Below are 4,828 nucleotides of genomic sequence, written 5' to 3'. Positions count from 1 at the left end.
CACCAATGGCTGTGCCGCCCCGAGATTGTCGGTGCGGAACTCGTAGGCGGCATCGAGCAAAGCATCGCCGCTGGACAGCTCTTGCAGCTTGCTGGCAAATATGCCGCGAAAGAAGCTGATCACCGCGTTGGTCCGCCGCGTCGCCACCAATATGCCGGGAAACGGCGCGATGGTCTCGAAAGCGACGATGACGCCCTGGAAGGCGGTCGAGGAGCCCTTGCCCGACCCTTCCCGCAGATGCGCCTCGTACAGTTCGAACGGAAACCCCTCATAGCGGCCCGCCACGATGTCGTCGAACGCCTGCCGGTTGAACGGACCAACCGCCGTGCGCGGCAACCGGTCGAAGGAATTCGGCGTCACGCCATGCTGGTAGCGCATGTCGGCGATGAAGCCGAATATGATCGGCAGCAGCGTCTCGCGGAACGATTGCTGCAGCCGCGTCGCCGGTTTCCTGGCCTGGAAATAGAGCAGGATCGAAGCCGCGAAGCCGATCACATAGAGAAATACATGCGGCGTCGAGACCCATTGCTCGTTGGGGTCGGCGACCTTGTTGAACAGCCAGGCGACCAGCACCACGGCCACCAGCACCAGCCCCACGAACACCGGCACCCGCCAGCGCACCTGCCGGACCGCCGAAGCCCTCGCCGCTTCATAGGCCTCGATGTCTTTTCGGATGCCGGCGATGACCGTTTCGCTCGGCATGAAATCCGCTGATTCCACCGCTACCCCCGCAATCCTGCCTCTGCGGGAGCATGATAGTTGGTTTTGCAAGGGCCGCCAGATGGTTAAGCGGGAACGCCTTCATCGGTTGGTGGAGAAGGGAAGACCGCTTTCAGTCGCTCCGCGACCCTGTCACGCATTCGGCCCTCCAAAGCCTCCATCAACACCAGCCGCTCGTGGTCGCCAGCGCGCAGGCGCATGAAGGGATGCATCCGGTAAGACGCGATCCTGCCGCGCGTACCGGCATCGGCACTGACATCGACAACGAGGATAGAGCCGATGCGGCCCGGCCATGGCTGCCGGGCAAAGGCGGTACCGAGGAAATCGCCGAGCCCATAGGCGACGATCGTCCCGTCAATCTTTTCCACCGGCTGCACGACATGGGCATGATGGCCCGCGATCAGCCCGGCGCCCTGCCCGGCCAGCCGCCTGGCCAGCGCTCGCGTCCCGTCGCGCGGAAAATGTCGGAACTCCCAGTCCCAATGCGGCACGGCGCAGAGAAGGTCCAAGCCAGCGGGTGGCCAGCTCGCCGGATCGCTGTCCATCGAAACGCGCCCGGCAAACAGTTTTTCATCGGCGTTCCGCCACAGCGTGAAGGCGGCGAAGCCGATATCAAGCGATCCAACCTGAATCGGCACAACCGGACCGTCGGCCAGGCCGATCGTGCGGATGCCGAGCCGCAGCAACGCCGCGATTGTCTCGTCGAAACCGGCGATGCCCTGATCCAGCACATGGTTGTTGGCCAGCGACAGCACGAGTTTTTCGCGCGCAACACCAACCGCCGTCAGCGCCTCGGCCAGGAACGGCTCGCTCATCGCATGATGCGTGCCGAGCCTTGTGCCCAGCACCGCGCTTGGCCTGTCCACAACAGGGCTTTCGCAATTGCCGATCACCAGATCGGCAGCGCCGAGCAGCGCCTTGATCGCCGGATCGCAATCCGGCGCGCTGCGGTTGGCCACCGCCGAGATGTCGCCGACAAAGGCAAGCCGCACCGCTTGCTTCGGCGGTGGATCCATCAGCGTCCCGGCCATCGGCGCAAAGTCTTGAGCGTCGCCGGCCAGTGACGGCTTCAGGAAACGCGGCAGCCAGGACAGCTTGTAGGAAAACGGATAATTCGACACGCGATGCCCAATTGTTTGCCCTGTGTAGACCGTCCGCGGGGCGGGTTGAAGCGCGACGCTGCAAATGGTGTATGTTTGCACTGCGCGACAAACATTGGGGGGAAAAGATGACACGACTGGCAGGCCTGCTGACATCCGCTTTCATTCTGCTCCTGCCGCTGTCTTCCGCGTCGGCGGCAATGCCAGAAGCGGCAACCACATTGTTTGAGGCGAAGACCGTGGCCGCGCGCGACACCGCTCTCTCGACGCTGGAGGCTGCCGCGCCAAAAGACCCGGCATCCGCCTATGCGGCCGGGGCGGGCGAGTTCTTTACCGCACTGGAGATCCTGGCCACCGGCCTGCACCGTCATGGTTTCGAAAGCCCGCAATCCTTCATGCTGCCGCTGATGCGGTTGCCAGTGCCCGACAATCCCAATCCCGAGCCGCTCACTTACGAGCAGTTCCGCGCCATCCTGGTCGGCTTCCGTGACCGGCTGGAGAAATCCGCAGCCACGTTTGCCTCGGTGCCGCCCAATGCCGATATCGGCATGGTCATCGATCTCACCCATGCCGGCATCGACCTCAACGAGGACGGCACCATCGCGCCGGACGAGAGCATGGCGGCGATCATCGCCTCACTCTCGCGCGGCGGTATCTCGTCGGACGCCGCCGCCCCCACGCTCACCTTCCGCTTCGACCGCGCCGACGGCTACTGGCTGCAGGGCTATGCCGAGTTCCTGATGGCGCAGGCCGATTTCTGGCTGGCGCATGATTTCAGGAGCACCTTCGACGGCTCGTTTCACATGCTGTTCCCGCGCGCCAAATTGCCGCTGCAGGATATTCTGGTGCCGCCGGCCGGCGATATGGGCTCGAGCATCTTCTCCTCGGAATGGCGCATCGCCGATTTCATCTCGATGGTGCATCTCGTCAACTGGCCGGTGATCGAACCGGAGCGCCGGCAAGCGGCGCGCCGCCACCTGCTGGAAATGATCCGGCTGTCGCGCGAGGACTGGAAGGCGATCCGCGCCGAGACCGACAATGACCGCGAATGGCTGCCTGGACCGCAGCAGAAGGGCGAGAACCCGCTCACCGGCCTCGAAGTCGGCGAGGAGCAGGTCCAGGCCTGGCTCGCCGCCTTGACCATGGCCGAGGATCTCCTGGAAGGCCGCAGGCTGCTGCCGCATTTCCGCGTCACCGCCAGTACTGGGCTTGGCATCAACATGAAGCGCTTCTTCGACGAGCCAAAAAACTTCGATCTCGTGCTGTCGATCACCGGCCCGGCCATCGCGCCCTACCTCGAAAGCGGCGAGCTCGCGACCAGCGACGATTTCGACCAGATCCAGCGCCAGTTCGGCGGCGACGGGTTTTTGACGTTTGCGCTTTGGTTCAACTGAGGGTGGGCCGTTTGAGGCCGCCTTCCCGCGAGAAATCTAGCATGGCAGGCAACAGTTTTACCGGAAACACGCGCGCCTTTTGTAGGCAGGTCTGCCGGCAGTCGGTTCGCTGCATACACCGCGCGGAGGCGCTGCGTAAAAATTAGCAGTGGCTGTTTTGCTTGACTCGGCCGCCAAAAACAGGCAGCAAAACCAGGTCGGAAGGGCGACAACACCACTTTCCTGGCCGTGGACGAAGGCTGATTTGGCCAAAATCCACATCTCGTCGTTGGTTTTGAGAGGAATTGATTAACCAACTTTGTCCATATTTTGAAGCAATCGGCAACCAACTACAGACGCGGCAAACGCGTCGGGGACCACCTGGGATCACTCACAGAATGGTCGTCGCGGCTCTCAAGGCCACGTACGGGGAAACCGATTGAAGCGAGATTGGTTGCATGGCGTTGTTGAGTACACACAAAAAAAACCGGGGACAGCGTGAGGGCGGCGAGTTCGTCGATGCTCCACGTTCCCCTTCCTTCAACGCTGGCCGGGTGGCCCGCTGGGTCGCGCTGCCTTGCGTCAGCACCGCCATCGGCCTTTGGTTGATCGGCACCATGGCTGGCCTCAGTTCCGTCGGCGCCTCTCTATCGGCAACTTCGGTTGGCCTGCCCCAGACACTGTCGACACCGGGATCGCTCGCACTTGCCGATCCGCTGAAACAGCACTTTTTGAAAGCACCCTTCGTGCTGGCCAACGCCAATGGCGGCACTCAGGCCCTGCATGATCATTCGGTGCAGTGCGGCGCCAGCTGTTTCAAGCTGGCCAGGGTAAGCGCGCGGGCGGAAAAATCCGAACGCCTTGTAGCGCAGGCAAAGCCGATGCCCGCCGCCGTGAAGTCGAAGGCGCAGGAGCGCTTCGAACGCATGGAAGCGTCGCTTTCGCCGATGAAGCTGGCCGCTGCCTTTGCCGACGCCGGAAAGCCTGCCGCCAGTGCCAACACCCGCCCGGTGATCTCCACCGTCGCACCGCGAATTGCCGAGGCGTCGTTGGTGCCCTCCGTCCAGGTCACAGCCAGCCTGTCCGATAACATGCCAGTTCCGGCGGCCGAACGTTTCGCCCGGCTGGATACCGACTCGGTGGTCGTGCAGACCGCACCGCCGCCGATGGGTTTTGCCCAATCCGGTACGCCAGACAATTCGCAGTTGGCGCTTGCTCTGGTGCAGTCCCTGCCGGCCGACGACGAGGCGTTCGCCTCACCGCTGCCGATCGAGGAATCGTCAGCCGATGTCGTGGTTTCACCCGTCGAAACCCAGCAGGATCAACCCGGCGATGCCGCCGCGCTGCCGGACGCTCTGACCGACGACGTGCCGTTGCCGACCCGGCGTCCGCAATTCGACGCGCCGCAGCCCAAAGTGGTCCAGCAGGAGCCTAAGTCCGTCCAGCAGCCGAAATCCGTTCAGCAGCCGAAGCCGGCACGCGAGACGGTCCAGCAGGCCCAGCCGGCAAAACCGACGCGGCAAGGCCGGCCGGCCGATGGCGGCGATGTGCTGGCCTATGCCAAGCCCGACGGGCGGCCTTGGCAAGGCGTTCAGGAACCTCTTCAACTCGCCAGCCGCCAGGAGCGGAGCCGGC

General features: G+C 63.6%; 3 protein-coding genes and 1 pseudogene. 2 read left to right on the top strand and 2 right to left on the bottom strand.

Annotation, left to right across the window (positions count from 1 at the left end; all coding sequences use genetic code 11):
• On the bottom strand, nt 1–702 hold a 702-nt coding region (locus EN994_RS18080), incomplete at its 3' end, for a hypothetical protein (protein ID WP_164745992.1).
• 83 nt (nt 703–785) lie between these two features.
• Nucleotides 786–1,841: a CapA family protein gene (locus tag EN994_RS18075; RefSeq protein WP_063168830.1), complete on the bottom strand. Its 1,056-nt coding sequence runs from the start codon at nt 1,839–1,841 to the stop codon at nt 786–788.
• Between the two features lie 107 nt (nt 1,842–1,948).
• Here EN994_RS18075 and EN994_RS18070 point away from each other — a divergent pair, with 107 nt between their 5' ends.
• Together EN994_RS18070 and EN994_RS18065 are read left to right on the top strand one after the other, a co-directional pair.
• Nucleotides 1,949–3,214, top strand: coding sequence for a hypothetical protein (locus tag EN994_RS18070; protein ID WP_063170319.1), 1,266 nt, complete (start codon nt 1,949–1,951; stop codon nt 3,212–3,214).
• A 533-nt stretch (nt 3,215–3,747) separates the two neighbouring features.
• Nucleotides 3,748–4,828 (top strand): annotated as a pseudogene (locus tag EN994_RS18065) (hypothetical protein); the annotation flags it as partial.

Origin of the sequence: Mesorhizobium sp. M7A.F.Ca.CA.002.09.1.1 (genome assembly GCF_003998555.1) — a bacterium.
Lineage (GTDB): Bacteria > Pseudomonadota > Alphaproteobacteria > Rhizobiales > Rhizobiaceae > Mesorhizobium > Mesorhizobium ciceri.
Note: the sequence above shows the minus strand (reverse complement) of the source record. Positions and strands in the feature narration are given on the sequence as shown.